The following is a 16,654-nucleotide window of genomic DNA, read 5'->3' as shown; positions in this document are numbered from 1 at the left end:
ACCCGCTGCGCGATGCCCGGCGATCACCGGGCCAAGCCCTAGAAGCAGCGCGAGAATCCGACCGCCATCCGCTTGCTGTTGTGACATGAAAAGGTGGGGCACTCTCGAGTGCCCCACCTTTTCACGATGTTATTCATTGCGGGAAGCGCGGCTGCTCAGCGGCCCCAGCTCTGATAATCGTCGTCGTCGACCCAGCGCGAGTAATCCGGCTCGTACGGATCATCAGCGTTCCGACCGTCGCGATGTCCCTGCGACGGCGACCCGGACAGCTCCTTTTGAAGCTGCTCGAAGTCGGTGTTCGGTGAGCTGTACTTCAATGCCCGTGCAACCTTGGTCTGCTTCGCCTTTGCCCGGCCGCGGCCCATGGCTGACCCCCTCGCGCGATGTCGGGGTGGCCTGGGGATTTGGCGACCCCGTTCGTGTCTGATGATTCTTCCTGGCTCACACTCTACCGCGAGATGCGTATTTATGCCGCAACGACGTAGTCAATAATGCCGCGCCACACGTTCGCTAGCCCGCAGTCGGGTGTCAAACTACCAGTTCAGCGCGCTACTGGTGAAACCCGTGCGCGGATCTCGCCCACGGTGTGACCTCCGCCAAGGACGGGGCTGGCGGGCAATTCCCCGGCTTCCGCCACGTCGAGATGCTCGAGGACCGCCCGGACGAGTGGCAGGCGAGCGCGGTCGTGGCCGTCGGAGATCTTGAACGCGAACGATCTTCCATCGGCGAGGGCACCGGCGAAGACCCCATCGGCACCGGACTTGCACAGCATTCCCGGTATCGCTGCCATGGTGACCGCGTCCGGGGCGCCGGTTCCCGAGAGCAGCAGGGGATGCGCGCGGGCCGCCGCGGCCACGGCATGCTCGTGGCTGCCACTGGGCGCGGACACGAGCCGGGCAAAGGCACGGGCGAGGCCAGCGAGGGGCACGGGAATGATTGGCAAGCCGCAGCCGTCGATCCCGAGCGGTGCCTCGTCGGCGTCGCTGAGGTCGCGGACCGTGCTGGTGATCACCTCCTGCAAGGGATGGTCGGGCTGCAAGTAGGTGTCGAGCGGCCAGCCGTTGCGCTGGCAGGTGGCGAGCATCGCGGCGTGCTTGCCGGAGCAGTTCATGAAGATCCGCCGCGGACCGTGGCCGCTCGCGAGCATTCGTGCGCGGGATTGCTCGCACCAAGGCATGTCGGGCGGGCAGAGCAGGTGCTCCTCGCGCAGCCCGGCGCTGCCGAGCATGCGCTCGATGATGGCGAGGTGCTGGGGCTCCGCGCAGTGCGAGGACGTGGCGAGCGCCAGCTCATCGCGCGAGGCTGGCTGGTACCCGGCGCGCAGCAGGCCCACCGATTGCAACGGCTTGTTGGTGGATCGCGGGAACAAGGGGGATCGGGCGTCGCCGAGCTCGAGGAGGCTCTCCCCGTCCTTGTCCAGCACGATGAGCGATCCGTAGTGGGTGCATTCGGTGAAGCCGGAGCGCACCACATCAACGAGTGGCACGAACCGCGCGGTGCTGGTCATCGGCCGCGCAGCCGGTCCACGGCGGCCCGGCCCGCCTGCACCGCGTCGTAGCTGGGGAACGAATCGGGATCGACGGAGGCGGCGATGGTGTCCTTGCCTGCGTGGAGGGTGGCGTCTACCGGCACGGAACGCTTGAGCAGCGCGAGCGCGAGCACTCCGTCCTCGTGGTGATCCACGACGGTGCCGATGCGACCGACCGTGCGACCGTCGGCGAGCACGGGATCACCGGTCGCTGGGCGCTCGTCGGCGGAGCCGTCGAGGTGCAGGAGCACGAGGTGGCGGGGCGGGCGGCCCAGGTTGTGCACGCGCGAGACGGTCTCCTGGCCGCGATAGCAGCCCTTGAAGAGGTGCACGGCGCCATGCTCGGCGGTGCTGCCGATCCAGCGGGCCTCGTGCGGGATGGTGCGCTCGTCGGTGTCGATTCCCACGCGGGGGCGCATCGCGGGGACGCGCAGTGCCTCGAAGGTCCAGGTGCCCGCGGGCCGGGCGCCGGCGGCGGTGAGCGTGGACCACCAGGTTCGCAGCGACTCCCGGGGCACGATCAGGTCCCAGCGCTGCCCCGCGACGGGCCAGGGGAGGGGGCGGGCGATTCCCCCGCCGGGAAGCGCCGCGGCGCGGTCCGGTGCCGGGATCGCATCGATGCTGGTGACCTCTGGTCCGAGGAGGGTGAGCACGCCCATGTCGGCCTCGCGGACCTCGACCTTGGACCAGAACACCATCTTCGTGAGGTGGCCGAGCAACTCGGCCGTGCGCTCGCGCTCGGTGTCGAGCCACAAGGTGCCATCGAGATCGGTGGCGATGAAGTGGTGCTCGATGCGTCCATTGACGTCGAGCAGGAGGGACTCGGTGGTCTCCCCGTCGGCGAGGCTGGTGAAGTCCTGGCTGGCGAGCGAGTGGAGCCAGGTGAGGCGATCGGGACCGGTGATAGTGATCACGCCCCGGTGCGAGCGGTCGATCACGGCGAGGCCATCGCGGGCAGGCCGCTGCTCGGTCAGGGGATCCCCATAATGCCAGGCCACGCCGTGGTCGGGCGACTCCTCAGGGTTGGGTATCGCACCAGGCAGAGCCAGTAGCGGACTTGTATAGCCCGGGGTTGCTGCAGGGGTCGGTGGGCGCTGTGGATCTGTTGCATCGTTTACGGCCACGTCACCGATCCTACGGCCCGCGCGGCTAATACGCTTCATACCTATGGCTGAGCAGGTTCTGGTGACCCTCGATTGCGAGCTGCGTGATGCGGATGAGCCGTTCCTCCACGCAGACGATCTCGCTGCCCTGCGCGGCGATGGCGTGTTCGAGACGCTGCTGGTGCGGCATGGCCGTGCGTGCAACCTGGAGGCGCACCTGGCGCGGATCGGCCGGTCCTCCCGGGCGCTCGGGCTGCCGGTGGTCGATGCAGGCGATTGGCGCGATGCGATCAGCATGGCGGTGCAGGCCTGGGGGAACCGCAGGGAGGGCGTGCTGCGCCTGGTGTACTCGCGGGGGCGGGAGAACGCTGGCAGTGCCACCACTGGCTATGTGCTGGTCAATCCGCTGAGCCAGCGGATGCTCAAGGCGCGGGCCGGCGGGGTGGCCGTGCTGACGCTGGAGCGAGGGTATGCCAGCGATCTGCAGGAGCATGCCCCCTGGTTGCTGCTGGGCGCGAAGACGCTGTCCTATGCGATGAACATGGCGGCGATCCGGTATGCCGTGGACAACGGCGCGGATGATGCGATCTTTGTCAGCTCGGATGGCTACCTCCTCGAGGGGCCTAGCGCGGCGGTGGTGCTGTTGCGAGGAACTACTCTGGTGACCCCGCCAGCCTCGCTGGGCATCCTGCCAAGCACGACGCAGCAAGCGGTTTTCGATATCGCGGGCGAGCATGGCTTTGGTACCGCGTGCGAGCTGATCACCGTGGTGGACCTGTTGAACGCGGATGGCGCATGGATGCTGTCGAGCGCCACGCTGAGCGCGAGGATCACGAGCGTCAACGGGCTGCGCCTGCCCGAGCCGCCGGTAGCGGCGGACGTGGCGCGCCTGGTGGATCGCGCGGTGGAGCGGGACTAGCGCGGGGAGGGCCCGCGGGCTGCAGGTACTGTGACCAAGGTCTACTACATGAAGTAGTTATTACTACTGCAAGTAGTAGTACCGTGGTGATTGCTGACCCCGTTTTACCCGCCGCCGAATCCAGCGGCGTCGTATCGTCAGCCCAACAGCCGCTCGGTGGGGCAGCGCCGCCCCGGTTTGGAGAAGCTCGTGTTCGGCCTCGACTTCCTCGACACCGTGGACATCTCGCGATGGCAGTTCGGCATCACGACGGTCTACCACTTCATCTTCGTGCCGCTGACCATCGGCCTCGCCCCGCTCGTGGCCTTCATGCAGACGATGTGGGTCATCACCAAGAAGGACCACTGGTACCGGCTCACCAAGTTCTTCGGCAAGCTCTTCCTCATCAACTTCGCCCTCGGCGTCGTCACCGGCATCGTGCAGGAGTTCCAGTTCGGCATGAACTGGTCGGAGTACTCCCGCTTCATCGGCGACGTCTTCGGCGCGCCCCTCGCCCTCGAGGGCCTCGCAGCGTTCTTCATCGAATCGACGTTCCTCGGCCTGTGGATCTTCGGCTGGGGGCGCCTGCACAAGCTCGTCCACCTCGCGACGATCTGGCTCGTGGCCATCGGCGTGAACATGTCCGCCTACTTCATCATCGTCGCCAACTCGTTCATGCAGCACCCGGTGGGCGCCACCATCAACCCCGAGAACGGCCGGGCCGAGCTGACCAGCATCTGGGCGCTGCTCACCAACAGCACCGCCCTCGCCGCGTTCCCGCACACCATCGCGGGATCATTCCTCACCGCGGGCACGTTCGTCGCCGGCATCGGCGGCTGGTGGATGGTCCGCCGCATGAAGCAGGCCCGCGACGCCACCCCCGAGATGGCCGCGGAGCTGCGCGAGGAGGCCCGCGTGATGTGGCGGCCCGTCACCCGCGTCGCCCTCCTGGTGATGATCGCCTCCGGCGTCGCCCTCGGCGTCACCGGTGACATCCAGGCCAAGCTGATGTTCGAGCAGCAACCCATGAAGATGGCCTCGGCCGAGGCGCTGTGCCACACCGAGCAGCCCGCCGCCTTCTCCATCCTCACCGTCGGGGACCACAACGATTGCGAGAGCGTCCGCCACTGGATCACCATTCCTGCGCTCACCTCGTTCCTTGCCACCAACGACTTCAACGCCGAGCTGCCGGGCGTCACCGAGCTGCAGGCCGAGTACGAGGAGCGCTTCGGTCCCGGCAACTATCGTCCCAACCTCTTTGTCACCTACTGGTCGTTCCGCATGATGATCGGCCTCGCCGCCGGATCCGCCATCCTCGCGGCCGCCGGGCTCTGGGCCACCCGCCGCGGGCGCGTCCCCGACCAGGACTGGTACGCCAAGCTGTCCCTGATCGCCATCCCCACCCCGTTCCTCGCCAACAGCGCGGGCTGGGTGTTCACCGAGATGGGCCGCCAGCCGTGGGTGGTCGCGCCCAACCTCAACGGCGTGGACCAGATCCGGCTCACCGTTGACCAGGCTGTCTCCGGGCACCCCCCGGCGCTCGTGCTGCTCTCGCTGCTCACGTTCACCGCCGTCTACGGGGCGCTCGCGCTCGTCTGGTTCACCCTGATGCGGCGCTACGTCATGGAAGGACCGCTCGAGCATGACCGCCACCCCCACCACGATGACGACCACGACGAGGACGACGGCGTGAAGCCGCTGTCGTTCGCCTACTAGGACGGATCGCCACGATGGAACTCACGACGCTCTGGTTCATCCTCATCGCCTTCCTGTTCGTCGGATACTTCGTGCTCGAGGGCTTCGACTTCGGTGTCGGCATGCTCATGCCGATCCTCGGCCGCAACAGCCGCATGAACGCCGACAAGCGCCGCCGCACCGTGCTCAACACGATCGGGCCCGTGTGGGACGGCAACGAGGTGTGGCTCATCACTGCCGGCGGTGCCATGTTCGCCGCGTTCCCCGACTGGTACGCGACGCTTTTCTCCGGCTTCTACCTGCCGCTGCTGCTGATCCTGCTCGCGCTGATCTTCCGCGCGGTGGCCATCGAGTTCCGCGGCAAGATCGACGACGATCGCTGGCGCGCGCGCTGCGATGCCGGGATCATCATCGGCTCGTGGATCCCGGCGGTGCTGTGGGGCGTGGCGTTCGCGACGATCCTCGCCGGTACGCCCATCAACGACGACAAGCAGATCGTCGGCGTGTGGGAGGCCATCCTCACCCCGTACGCACTGCTCGGCGGGCTCGCCACCACCCTGCTGTTCCTCCTGCATGGGGCAGTGTTCGTCTCGCTGAAGACCGGCGGCGAGGTCCGCGCCGACGCCGTGCGCATCGCCGCCCACCTCGCCCCGATCACTCTCGTCGTCGCGGGTGGCTTCGCGGTGTGGACCCAGCTCGCCTACGGCTCCTCGTTGTCGCTGGTGTTCGTGGCGCTCGCGGCGGCCGGGCTCGTCGCCGCAGTCGTGCTGACCGCCCGCGAGCGCGAGGGCTGGGCCTTCGTCGCGACGTTCCTCGCGGTGCTCTCGGCGACCGCGATGCTCTTCGCGGCACTGTTCCCGAACGTCATGCCCTCCACCATCGATCCCGCGTTCAGCCTCACCGTGGAGTCCGCGGCCTCGTCGCCCTACACGTTGACCGTGATGACCTGGGCGGCCGCGTTCCTCGCGCCGGTGGTGATGATCTACCAGGGCTGGACATACTGGGTGTTCCGCCAGCGCATCAGCGTCGAGCAGATCCCCGACTCGATCGGGCTGAAGGCCTCGCGGTGAGCGGGCCGCGGTGAAGCCCTTCGATCCGCGCCTGTGGCGGCTCTCCCGGCCGGTGCGCCCCTACCTGGTGCTCACCGTCGTCACCGGCGCGATCACCACCGCGACGATCCTGGCCACCGCGATCCTGCTCGCCCGCATCCTCGCCGGGGCCGCCCACGACCCCGCGCTGCGCGCCCTCGATGCCTGGACCACCGAGCTCATCGCGCTCGCGGTGATCGCCGCGATCCGCGCCGCGGCAGCGTGGGCGCAGGCCCGCCATGCGCAGCGCAGTGCCGCGGCAGTGGTATCCGGCCTCAAGTCCGATGTGCTCGATGCCGTCGCGGACCTACCGCCGCGGCGCCGCGCGGAAACCCGCGACGAGGCAGCGCTGCTGGTCACCCGCGGCCTCGACGGCCTCCTGCCGTACCTCTCGGGCTACCTGCCCACGCTGGTGCTCGCGGTCCTCGTGCCCACGGCGGTGCTCGTCACCATCGCGCTGCATGACCTCGCCTCGGCCATCATCATCGCGGCGACCTTGCCGCTGGTGCCGCTGTTCATGATCCTCATCGGCCTGCTCACCAGGAACCGGGCCCGCAACAAGCTGCGCGCGATGACCGCGCTGCAGGCGCAGCTGCTCGATCTGATCGCGGGCCTGCCGACGCTGCGCGCGCACCGCCGCGAGGCCGGGCAGGCCGAGCGGGTGCAGGAGCTCGGCGAGAATCATCGCACCGCGACGATGGGATCGTTGCGCATCGCGTTCCTGTCATCAATGGTGCTCGAGGCGCTCGCCACGCTGTGCGTTGCCCTCGTCGCCGTCAGCGTCGGGCTCCGGCTCGTCTTCGGCCACATGCAGCTAGACGATGCGCTCGTCGCGCTGATCCTTGCCGCCGAGGCGTACCTGCCATTGCGGATGGTGGGCGCCCAGTTCCATGCCGCCGAGGACGGGGCCGAGGCCGCCCAGCGCGCCCTCGCCGTCCTTGACCACGAGGACCGGGAGGATCACGCGGGCCCGGAGGCGCACGACACGGTCGCGGCGCCGTTCACCATCCGTGTGCGCGGGCTGTCGATGCGGGCACGGGACGGCCATGCCCCGCATGCTCTCGATGCGGTGTGCGAGCCCGGCCAGATCACCGTGCTGGCCGGGCCGAACGGATCCGGCAAGTCGACTGCGTTGCATGCCATCCTCGGGCTCGCCAGCCCGGACGAGGGTGCAGTGGTGATCAACGGCATCGATGTCATCCGTCTCGGCCTCGACGCCTGGTGGAGCAATGTGGCATGGGTGCCGCAGCGGCCCGTGCTCGTCCCCGGGACCGTGCGCGACAACCTCGAGCTCACCGGCCCGCTGCCGCCCGAGGCGCTCGCGCGCGGCATCGAGGAGGCGGGATTCGGCGAGGTACTCGCCGAGCTGCCCGGGGGGATCGACACCGTCCTCGGCAGCGGCGGCACAGGGCTTTCGGTGGGGCAGCGGCAGCGCCTCGCGCTCGCCCGGGCATTCGCGCGGCAGGCCACGGTGCTGCTGCTCGACGAGCCCACCGCCCACCTCGACAAGCGCGCCGCGCTCCGCGTCCTCGATGCGGTCCGGCGGCGCGCCCACCAGGACGGGGCGACCGTCATCCTTATCGGCCACGATCCCAGCGTGCTCGCCGCCGCGGACCGCATCATCGACGTGAGCGCGTCAACCAATGCTGGACCACGTGCTGCTGGGGCTCACAGCTCGCCTGCCGGGGCGCTCGCATGAAGACCCAACGCAGACTGGATAAGCCTGGTCGGCAGAGGCCCCAACAGGGCACCGACCTCCGCCCCAACGGCAATCGACCCACCTGGCGAGATCTCCGCCGTGGCCTCGCCCTGCTTGACATCCCCCGTGACCGCACCCTCCTCGCCATCCTCGCCGCCACCATCACCCTCGGATCCGCCCTCGCCCTCGCCGCCGTCTCCGCCTGGCTCATCATGCGCGCCTTCGCCATGCCGCCCGTCCTCGACCTCACCGTCGCCGTCGTCGCCGTCCGGGCACTGGGCATCAGCCGCGGCGTCTTCCGCTACCTCGACCGCCTCGCCACCCACGACATCGCCCTGCGCGGCACCGTCGCCGCCCGCACCACCCTCTACCGGCGCCTCGCCACCGGAAACCCCCGCACCGCCCTCGCCGCCCGCCGCGGACAGCTCCTCGCCCGCACCGGCGAGGACATCGACACCCTCGGCGAGACCGTCGTCCGCGTCCTCATCCCCGTCGCCGTGGCACTGCTCCTCGCGCTCATCGCCGTCGGCGGGCTCGCCCTCATCTCGCCGCTCGCCGCCGCCATCCTCGCCATCGCGCTGCTGCTCTCCGGAACAGTGGCTCCCGCCCTTGCCGCGCGCGCCGCCACCATCCGCGAGCACGCCGCCGACACGCATCGCGGCGAGCACCGCGACGCCACCATGGCCGTCCTCGATCACGCTGCCGAGCTCCGCGTCACCGGCCAGCTCCGCCCCGCCCTCGACCGCGCTGCCCGCGCGCTGCGCCACACCGACACGAGCATCGACCGGGCGGCCACCACCACCGCTGTCGCCAGCGCCACTGTGCCGCTCGCCATCGCCGCGAGCGTCATCGGCTCGCTCCTGATCGGCCTCGAGCTCTACGGCAACGGCGCCATCGCACTGACCTCGCTCGGCATCCTCGTGCTACTGCCGCTCGCCGCGTTCGAGGCCACCAGCGCCCTCCCTGAGGCCGCCATCCACGCGCTGCGCGCCCGCAACGCCTCCCACCGGTTGCTCGGTCTGCTCGACGACGCCGGGACGGGTGACGTTGCCCCGGTAGCCTCCAGCGCCCCGGCTGAGGGTCTCGAGCTACGCGGTATCCAGCATGGCTGGACCACCCCGCTCGCCCCGCCCCTCGACGCGACCTGGCCACCCGGCAGCCGCATCCTCGGCACCGGGTCCAGCGGCACCGGCAAGACCACTCTTCTGCTCACCCTCACCGGACTGATCCCGCCCCTCGCCGGGAGCATGGAGCCTGGTTGGGCGGGTGCGCGCGAGCAATCGCTGTTCCTCGCCGAGGACGCGCACATCTTCGCCACCACCGTGCGCGACAACCTGCTGCTCGCGCGCGGCGATGCCACCGATGCGGACCTGCTCGCGGCCTGCGAAGCAGTCGGGCTGGGGGAGTGGCTCGCCACCCTCCCGGACGGCCTCGGCACCGTCCTCGAAGGCGGCGAGGAAGCACTCTCCGGCGGGCAACGGCGCCGGCTTCTCCTCGCCCGCGCAGTGCTCTCGCCCGCGCCGGTCCTGTTGCTCGACGAGCCCTCCGAGCACCTCGATGCCGCGAGCGCCGTCCGAGTGCTCGACGCGCTGCTCGACCGTGGCAGTGGGTTGATGGATGCGCAACGCACCGTCATCGTTGCCAGCCACCTCGCGCCGACGGTTGAGCCGGATGAGTGGGTGCGGCTGGGCTAGCTGGTGGGTTGGCTCGCGGCAAACGCGATAGAAGTCGGCTGAAAACCAGGTCAGTTTCTATCGCGTTTGGCAGTATCCGGTGCTTTTGGCGACCGGTGGCCCCCACGCCTACGCCGCCCACGCCACACACGCCGCCCCCGCCGACCAGGCGACTAGCTTCCCAGCGCATCTTCGAGGAAGGGGCGCACCAGGGCAATGATGGTGTCGGCGGTGTCCTCGATGCTGCGCCCGGGTAGCACGCTGTAGCTCAGCAGCAAGCGAATGATCGTATCGGCGAGGACCCGCCGGTCCGCTTCCTCGATCTCGGGAAGCCACTCCGAGGAGAGTTCCACGAGCCGCGCGGCGGCCCTTTCGAGCAGCCGGTCACCGTGGACGGTCAGCAGGGGCAGCAGGCTCGCGGCCGAGGAATCCTCGGTCAGGATCGCGTTCACGATCGGGTTGTCCGACAGCGCCTCGAGGACCAGCACCAGCATCCTGCGCACCGTGCCCACCGGATCATCCTTGCGGTGGGCTGGACCGGGAAGCGCCCCGCGGAGCACTCCGGTGAGCCGATCGACCTCCCGGTCCAGGTAGGCGCTCGCGAGTTGCTCGCGGGTGCCGAACACCCGGTACAGGGTCGGCTTGCTCACCCCCGATGCCTGCGCGATGGCCTCCATCCGGGTCCTTGCCCAGCCGCCGGCGCGGATCAGGCGATCAGCGGAGTCGAGCACCACGTCGACCAGGAGCTCGCGCGCCTGCTCCGGGTAGGGGCGTGGGGCGTCATCGGAAGTGTTCGGCACTCTTCTGTTCTACACGGGCGGCGGGGCCTCCAACGGCGGCGGTGCCCGCACCGGAGGTGGTGCAGGCACCGGCAGTGGTGCTCGTGCCGAGGGTCAGGCCCGAGCCTTGTGCTTCGCGATGCGCGCGAGGACCTTCTCCCGCTTCGGCGGATGGATGTTCATCAGCGACGGATCATGATCGTAGAAATCGAACACGCGCTTGTCCATGACGTGGCGCCACAGCGGTGGGAACATCGCGAGTGTCATCACGGTGCCGTAGCCGCTCGGTAGCTGTGGCGCGTCCTCCATGTGCTGCAGTGCCTGGTAGTCGCGCGTGGGATTCGCGTGGTGGTCCGAGTGGCGCTGCAGCTGCAGCAGCATCAGGTTGCTCGGCATGGCGCACGAGTTCCAGCTGTGGCGCGGCGCGCAGCGCTCGTAGCGGCCTGATTCGGTCTTCTGGCGCAGCAGGCCATAGTGCTCGAGATAGTTCACCGACTCGAATATCAGGATGCTCACCCCTGCCGAGATCACGATGAACGGGATGAGGGCAGGCCCCAGCAGCGCGATCATGGCGCCCCACAGCACGACGCTCATCGCCCAGGCGTTGAGCACGTCGTTGTGCACGCTCAGCACCCGATCGCCACGGCGGCGCAGCCGGGTGGCCTCCAGGTTCCAGGCGGAGCGGATGCCTCCGATGGCTGTGCGGGGCAGGAACGTCCAGAACGCCTCCCCGAGCCGCGACGAGGCGGGATCCTCGGGCGTAGCGACGCGAACGTGATGGCCCCGGTTGTGCTCGACGTAGAAGTGCCCGTAGCAGCACGGCGCGAGGGCGATCCGGGCGATCCAGCGGTTCACGGTTTCCTTCTTGTGGCCGAGCTCATGGGCAGCGTTGATCGCCAGCGCGGTGAGGTAGCCCACCGACCAGCTCAGGCCGAGGTAGCCAATCCACGAGATGTCCTGCTGCGTGACGATCCATGCGGCCAGGAACGTCGCCACGTATTGCAGCGGGATCAGCATGTAGATGATCGCCCGGTAGTAGCGATCATTCTCCAGCCACCCCACCAGCTCCGGCGGAGGATTCTCTGGATCCTTGCGCACCAAGGTGTCGGCCAGCGGCATCAGGACGTGGAACACGATGGGGCCAATGAACCAGAAGACCTCCCAGCCGGTCAGCTCGACCAGGCCCCAACCGACAAAGATGAGCAGCGGCAGCAGCCCGCTGATGATGAACAAGTAGCGCTTGCGATCCCGCCAGGTCATGCCCGGGTCGGCGGGGGTGGGGTGGGGGACGCTCATGGTGATCCTCTCCGTGCGCACTTCGGTGTGCAGCACATCACACCTTGATTTTGACATAGATCTGCCTTGTGTCAACCGATGAAACGAAAAGTCTATTGTCGTTAACTCCTGAGTGGCAGCGACGCGGGGCGTAATGGCCGGGCGGCGACGGTGGAGGGGGCTGGGTGCCACCTGCTGCTCCCCGAAAAAAACACTTGCCGCCGCCCCAGGGCCGGGAGTAAACAAGGAGGTACACGAGAGAGGAGGTGGTCCAGAGTTGATTGGCTATAGGACACGTGAGGTGGCTGCCCGCTAGCAGCCGCGCCAGGGTCCGCCCTGTCGCGCGAGCGGCGAGCGAATCCACAGCAGCAACCCAGCCCCCGGGACTGCCAGCACGTCCAGCTGGCACCGCGCTCCCGCCTTGTGAGCGCGCACTGTCCCGGGGGCTGTTGCGTGGTCGGGTCGAGGCCGGCCCTGCGGCGGGAATCTGCGAGCGAAAGTCAACAAATGTCCGATTCCGGGGCCGGATTAGTTGACTTTCGCTCGCAGATTCGGGGGCGGCGGCCCGCTGTGCCGCTGGCGGCAGGGGGTTCACCGTCCTTGCGATTGCGTGACTAGCAGATCGCGCGCGGCCGACACCGTGTTCGGTAGCCACAGCATCTGGACGGGAACCAGGGGCGGCTCCGCCAGGTCGATGACGATTGCTTGATGGTCCATCGTGGGCCCGGGCGGGTCGGTGACGAACGCGATTCCCTCGTTGTCCAGGACAGCCGATGCCGGAGGCGTGCCTTGCACGCGGTTGACCGTGATCGTCGGCTCGAACCCGGCCCGCCGGCAGGTACTGAGGATGAAATCGGTGTAGAAGGAGGCTCCAGGCGGCCCCCAGACGATGATTCGCTCGCCGCGCAGGTCGCTCACGGAGATTGATCGGCGGGCAGCGAGGCGATGGCTCGCCCGGACGGCGATCCGCGCCGGGGTGTAAGCGATGGTGGCGGCTGCTAGATCCTGGGGGACTGCGACGCCGCGCCGCAGAGCTGCATCGATCCGGCCTTCGAGAAGGGCCTGGTGGAAGGATCCTGGGTACATCTGGATCACGGTGATCGGCAGTTCTGGCAGCGCGGCCAGGACCGGCTCGATAAGGCTATGGACTTCAGCAGGCGTAACGGCAGGGGTGTGCCCGATGACAAAGGGCCGCAGCGATTGGGCCGGTGCGTCGCGCGCCTGCCGCACGAGGTGCTCGGCGGCCGCGAGCAGGACTCCCGCACCGTCGTGCAGTGCCCGGCCGGCCTTGGTGAGCTGGACCTGGCGCGTCGTGCGATCGAAGAGCGCGACACCCATCTCTGCTTCGAGCCGGGCAATGGAACTGCTCAGTGCCTGCTGGCTCAGGTGGAGCTCTTGGGCCGCGCGCGTGAATCCGGCCGCGTCCGCGACCGCGAGGAACTGCTGCAGGCGGCGCAGGTCCAGCGGCTGACGATAAACAACCATAGATTGTTAATCTACCCCAAAATCATGTTTCCTATTTGTGCTTGCCGCTCCTAGCGTGGAGTACGCAATCAGCCAATCGACCAGGAGCAGTGGCATGAATACATTGGAAGGCAAGTCGGCGGTCATCGCGGCCGGAGCGAAGAACCTCGGAGGCTTGATCAGCACGACGCTCGCGCAGCGGGGCGTCAACGTGGCGGTCCACTACAACAGCGACAGCACTGAGGCCGATGCTGACCAGACCGTGGCCGCAGCACAGGCCGCCGGCGTCAAGGCATTCAAGTTCCAGGCGGACCTGACCCGGCCCGCCAGCATCGATGAGCTCTTCGACGCCGCGGAAAGCGACTTTGGTGGCGTCGACATCGCGATCAACACGGTGGGCAAAGTACTGCGCAAGCCCATCGTCGAGACCAGCGAGGATGAATACGACTCGATGTTCGACATCAACGCGAAGTCGGCCTACTTCTTCATCAAGGAAGCTGGTCGCCGGCTCAACGACGACGGCAGCGTCGTCACCATCCTGACCGCCCTCCTGGCGGCATTCACGGATGGGTACTCCACCTACGCTGGCGGGAAGTCGCCCGTCGAGCACTTCGCCCGCGCCGCTGCGAAGGAGTTCGCCGGTCGAGGCATCTCCGTGAACAACATCGCCCCGGGGCCCATGGACACGCCCTTCTTCTACGGGCAGGAGACGCCCGAGCGTGTTGCCTTCCACAAGTCCCAGGCCATGGGCAACCGCCTGACGCGCATCGAGGACATCGCCCCCATCGTCGAATTCCTTGTCGACGGGGGCCGCTGGATCACCGGTCAGACGATCTTCGCCAACGGTGGATACACCACCCGCTGATCCAGATGGAGGAACGATGACCAGCGAACTGCCCGCAGCAGTCCAGCAACTGATCGCCGCGACCAACTCTGGAGATGTCGAAGGGTTCCTCGGGAGCTTTTCCGACGATGGCGTCGTCGACGACTGGGGCCGCGAGTTCCGCGGCCGGGAAGCGATCAGGGAGTGGAGCGATCGTGAATACATCGGCAAGCAGATCACGCTCGACCTGACCAGCTCCGCCGTGGCGGGCGACTCCGCGACGGTCACGACGATCGTCGGCGGCAATGGATACAACGGGCCGAGCACGTTCATCTTCGATGTGTCCGGAGCGCGGGTCTCGCGCATGACCATCCGCGAGTAACCCTCCCCACCACCACTGCAAACGCGATAGAAGCTGCGGAAAACCCAGGTCAGCTTCTATCGCGTTTGGCGGCTTCTATCGCGTTTGGCGGGCGCAACGGGCGCAACGGGCGCGGCGGGCGCAGCGGGCGCAACGGGCGCAGCGGGCGCGCGGGGCGCAACGGGCGCGGCGGCTCCACCGGCTAGGCCGCTGCCCCTACGCCTCGTCTGGAAACACCCCATCCACGTACAACCACTGCCCCTTCTCGCGGGTGAACCGGCTCCGCTCGTGCAGGGCATCGCGTCGGCCGCGGTAGCGGTACTCCGCGACGAACTCCACGGTGCCGGTCGAATCGAGCAGGCTGCCCCGCTGGGCCCCGAGAATGCGAAGCCCGAGCCATTCCTGCGCGGGGTCGAGCTCGAGGCGGCGCGGTCGCGTCGTGGGGTGCCATGTCCGATGCAGGTATGACGTATCTCCCAGCATGAACGCCGTGTACCGCGAACGCATCAACGCCTCGGCAGTGCCAGCCTTTCGCTCACCGCTCAGCAACATGCCGCAGCACCCGTCGAGGTCCCTGCCGCTGCCGCAGGGGCATCGCATGCTCATGGCCACTCTCTCATCCAGGCAAAATCATGCCCGTTGCCGGTCGCGTCGCCAGGAAGGTACTCCAGCGACACCCAACCGTCGTAGCCGCCCGCGCGCAGGTCTTCCACGTGCTCGCGCAACGGCACCGTTCCTGTGCCCGGCGCGCCCCGGCCAGGGAAATCGGCGACCTGCACATGCCGGATATCCGCCCGATGCTTGTCGATGGCCGCCGTGATCTCGACCTCGTTGACCGCCCAGTGGTACAGGTCCGCGAGCAGTCCCAGCCGGGCGCCCCAGGCGGACTCGACGCGATCGATGAGCGTGACGGCATCACCCGGCGTGCGGATCGGGTAGCGCGGAGCACCACTCAGCGGCTCCAGCAGCACTGTGGCACCGATCCTCTCGGCCGCGCGCGCCGCGAGCCCGAGATTCTCCACCGCGAGCTCATCCTGCTCGTCCGCGGAGAGCCCACCCCTGCGATTGCCTGGCAAGGCGTTGAATCCTGTGGCCCCCAGTTGCTCGCCGATGCCCACCACGACATCGACGTTGTCGAGGAAATCCCGGCGGTGCCGCGGATCAGACAATAGCCCCCGCTCGCCCGCTGCGAGATCGCCAGCAGCGAAGTTCAGCGTCGACAACCGCACCCCCGCGTCGCGGACCGCGCCCACGAACGCATCCACTTCGCGATCCGGCGGGCAAGGCACATCAAACGGCCACCAGAACTCCACCGCGCTGAATCCCGCCCGCCGGGCCGCCGCTGGCCGCTCGAGCAGGGGCAGATGCGTCAGCAGGATCGAGCAATTGACAGTATAGGAAGGCGCAATCATTGACGTTGATCCTATAAGGAGCCCACGGTGGGAACCACTGACGCAGTCCAGGTCGCCGCGACGCCAGCGGCAGCGGTCGTCACCGGAGCCGGCAGCGGGCTTGGCCGCGCGATCACCCGCGAGCTGCTCGACCACGGCTACCGCGTTGCCCTCGCCGGGCGCAACGCCGCGACCCTCGCCGAGACCGCCAACGATCATCCTGGCGCGCTCGTCGTCCCCGCCGACGTCACCGATCCCGAATCCGTGCGCGCATTGTTCGCCGCGGTGCTCGATGCCTGGGGGAGGGTGGACGTGCTCGTCAACAACGCGGGAACGTTCGGGCCCGTCGGCAACCTCGACGAGATCGCGTTCGAGGACTGGACAGCTACCCTCACCACCAACGTGACTGGCTACTACTTGTGCGCGGCGGAAGCCATGCGGGCCATGCGGAAGCAGCGGCCCCACGGCGGACGCATCATCAACAACGGCTCGATCTCCGCCTACGTCCCGCGCCCCGGCACGGCCGCCTACACCACCACGAAGCACGCCATCACTGGGCTCACGAAATCGATCTCCCTGGATGGTCGCCCCGACAACATCGCGTGCGGGCAGATCGACATCGGCAACGCCGCCACCGACATGACCCACGGGTTCGCGGCGGGAGCCCGCCAGGCCGACGGCACCACCAAGCAGGAACCAACCTTTGACGCCCGCCACGTCGCTGAGGCCGTCCGGCACATGGCGGATCTGCCGCTCAACGCGAACGTGCAGTTCATGACGCTCATGGCCACCACGATGCCCTACATCGGGCGCGGCTAGCTGCGAGGGGAGGGCGTGCTTGCGCCCTCGGCCAGGGCGCGGCTAGCTGCGAGGGGGC

Annotated in this window: 16 protein-coding genes; 8 read left to right on the top strand and 8 right to left on the bottom strand. The window is 68.3% G+C overall.

What is annotated here, in order from left to right; all coding sequences use genetic code 11:
* Positions 1-155: 155 nt before the first annotated feature.
* From HT102_RS05205 to ygfZ, 3 genes are all read right to left on the bottom strand, one after another.
* Positions 156-365 carry a DUF3073 domain-containing protein gene (locus HT102_RS05205; protein WP_192038332.1) on the bottom strand — a complete coding sequence of 70 codons (210 nt, stop codon included), beginning with the start codon at positions 363-365 and terminating at the stop codon, positions 156-158.
* Positions 366-541: 176 nt separating this feature from the next.
* Entirely contained in the window at positions 542-1,507 is a 966-nt protein-coding gene (locus HT102_RS05200; RefSeq protein WP_192038331.1) for an asparaginase, read from the bottom strand.
* On the bottom strand, positions 1,504-2,577 hold the full coding sequence (gene ygfZ, locus HT102_RS05195) for a CAF17-like 4Fe-4S cluster assembly/insertion protein YgfZ (RefSeq protein WP_225443304.1): 1,074 nt from the start codon (positions 2,575-2,577) through the stop codon (positions 1,504-1,506). Before ygfZ ends, HT102_RS05200 begins: the two co-directional genes overlap by 4 nt.
* A gap of 118 nt (positions 2,578-2,695) precedes the next feature.
* Here ygfZ and HT102_RS05190 point away from each other — a divergent pair, with 118 nt between their 5' ends.
* The 5 genes from HT102_RS05190 (at position 2,696) to cydC (ending at position 9,705) form a co-directional block, all read left to right on the top strand.
* Positions 2,696-3,550, top strand: coding sequence for an aminodeoxychorismate lyase (locus HT102_RS05190; RefSeq protein WP_192038329.1), 855 nt, complete (start codon positions 2,696-2,698; stop codon positions 3,548-3,550).
* A 189-nt stretch (positions 3,551-3,739) separates the two neighbouring features.
* Positions 3,740-5,245 carry a cytochrome ubiquinol oxidase subunit I gene (locus HT102_RS05185; protein ID WP_192038328.1) on the top strand — a complete coding sequence of 502 codons (1,506 nt, stop codon included), beginning with the start codon at positions 3,740-3,742 and terminating at the stop codon, positions 5,243-5,245.
* 14 nt (positions 5,246-5,259) lie between these two features.
* On the top strand, positions 5,260-6,294 hold the full coding sequence (cydB, locus tag HT102_RS05180; protein ID WP_192038327.1) for a cytochrome d ubiquinol oxidase subunit II: 1,035 nt from the start codon (positions 5,260-5,262) through the stop codon (positions 6,292-6,294).
* Between the two features lie 10 nt (positions 6,295-6,304).
* Complete coding sequence (gene cydD, locus HT102_RS05175; protein WP_192038326.1) at positions 6,305-8,011, top strand: thiol reductant ABC exporter subunit CydD; 1,707 nt, start codon at positions 6,305-6,307, stop codon at positions 8,009-8,011.
* The gene (gene cydC, locus HT102_RS05170) at positions 8,008-9,705 is read left to right on the top strand and encodes a thiol reductant ABC exporter subunit CydC (RefSeq protein ID WP_192038325.1); all 1,698 of its coding nucleotides are present in this window, start codon (positions 8,008-8,010) and stop codon (positions 9,703-9,705) included. The genes cydD and cydC overlap by 4 nt, the downstream gene beginning before the upstream one ends.
* A gap of 152 nt (positions 9,706-9,857) precedes the next feature.
* On the opposite strand, the gene HT102_RS05165 is transcribed toward cydC, so the two are convergent.
* From HT102_RS05165 to HT102_RS05155, 3 genes are all read right to left on the bottom strand, one after another.
* Positions 9,858-10,484, bottom strand: coding sequence for a TetR family transcriptional regulator (locus tag HT102_RS05165; RefSeq protein ID WP_192038324.1), 627 nt, complete (start codon positions 10,482-10,484; stop codon positions 9,858-9,860).
* Between the two features lie 93 nt (positions 10,485-10,577).
* Positions 10,578-11,759 (bottom strand): alkane 1-monooxygenase, encoded by a 1,182-nt coding sequence (locus HT102_RS05160; RefSeq protein ID WP_192038323.1) that lies wholly within the window; start codon positions 11,757-11,759, stop codon positions 10,578-10,580.
* 570 nt (positions 11,760-12,329) lie between these two features.
* Complete coding sequence (locus tag HT102_RS05155) at positions 12,330-13,223, bottom strand: LysR family transcriptional regulator (RefSeq protein WP_192038322.1); 894 nt, start codon at positions 13,221-13,223, stop codon at positions 12,330-12,332.
* Between the two features lie 94 nt (positions 13,224-13,317).
* Here HT102_RS05155 and HT102_RS05150 point away from each other — a divergent pair, with 94 nt between their 5' ends.
* Both HT102_RS05150 and HT102_RS05145 read left to right on the top strand, forming a co-directional pair.
* Positions 13,318-14,067, top strand: coding sequence for an SDR family oxidoreductase (locus HT102_RS05150; protein ID WP_192038321.1), 750 nt, complete (start codon positions 13,318-13,320; stop codon positions 14,065-14,067).
* A 16-nt stretch (positions 14,068-14,083) separates the two neighbouring features.
* Positions 14,084-14,407, top strand: coding sequence for a nuclear transport factor 2 family protein (locus HT102_RS05145; RefSeq protein ID WP_192038320.1), 324 nt, complete (start codon positions 14,084-14,086; stop codon positions 14,405-14,407).
* A gap of 195 nt (positions 14,408-14,602) precedes the next feature.
* Here the strand turns inward: HT102_RS05145 and HT102_RS05140 are convergent, their stop codons facing one another.
* A complete protein-coding gene (locus HT102_RS05140) occupies positions 14,603-14,992 on the bottom strand; it encodes a YchJ family protein (RefSeq protein WP_225443228.1) in 390 nt (129 codons plus the stop codon).
* Positions 14,989-15,798 (bottom strand): hydroxypyruvate isomerase family protein, encoded by an 810-nt coding sequence (locus tag HT102_RS05135; protein ID WP_192038319.1) that lies wholly within the window; start codon positions 15,796-15,798, stop codon positions 14,989-14,991. The genes HT102_RS05140 and HT102_RS05135 overlap by 4 nt, the downstream gene beginning before the upstream one ends.
* Before the next feature lie 27 nt (positions 15,799-15,825).
* Between HT102_RS05135 and HT102_RS05130 the strand changes: the two genes are divergently transcribed.
* On the top strand, positions 15,826-16,596 hold the full coding sequence (locus tag HT102_RS05130) for an SDR family oxidoreductase (protein ID WP_192038318.1): 771 nt from the start codon (positions 15,826-15,828) through the stop codon (positions 16,594-16,596).
* Positions 16,597-16,654 lie beyond the last annotated feature (58 nt).

It is taken from the genome of Lolliginicoccus lacisalsi, assembly GCF_014841105.1.
In the GTDB taxonomy this organism is placed as follows: Bacteria; Actinomycetota; Actinomycetes; order Mycobacteriales; family Mycobacteriaceae; genus Lolliginicoccus; species Lolliginicoccus lacisalsi.
This window is presented reverse-complemented; position numbering and strand designations above follow the sequence as displayed.